1 protein-coding gene is annotated in these 457 nt (G+C 59.1%); it reads right to left on the reverse strand.

Translation table 11 applies throughout. The features are described from left to right. The coding region (locus QCE48_RS31765; RefSeq protein ID WP_309794517.1) for a HAMP domain-containing sensor histidine kinase at positions 1-457 on the reverse strand (457 nt) is incomplete at both ends.

Consider the following 457-nt stretch of genomic DNA (forward strand, 5'->3'; position numbering starts at 1 on the left):
GATTCTCAGCCCGGTCCCGTCTTCCTTCAAGGCGATGGCGACTTCGCCACCTGAAGGCGTGAACTTGAAGGCGTTGCTGACCAGATTCCAGATCACCTGGTCCAGCCGTATCGGGTCTGCCATGACGTAGACCGGCACTTCGAGTCCGCTGTGCGACAGCGCGATGCCGCGAGTATGTGCGTCCGCTGCGCAAGCTTCGACGATGCGTGCGAGCACCCGCGCGGCGTCGGTTTTCGTCGTTTGCAATGCAAGTTTGCCGGTACGAATGCGCGACAAGTCCAGCAGATCGTCGATGATTTTTGCCTGGCTCACCGCTGCCCGCGTGATTGCCTCCGCGGCTTCGCGGATTTCCGGAATATCACGTGCCCGGGGAATGCGCGGCAGCATCTCGGCTTTCACATGGATTAGATTGAGCGGATGCTTGAGTTCATGCGACAGAATAGCGAGAAAGCGATCT

Origin of the sequence: Caballeronia sp. LZ024 (assembly GCF_031451455.1) — a bacterium.
GTDB classification, from domain to species: Bacteria; Pseudomonadota; Gammaproteobacteria; order Burkholderiales; family Burkholderiaceae; genus Caballeronia; species Caballeronia telluris.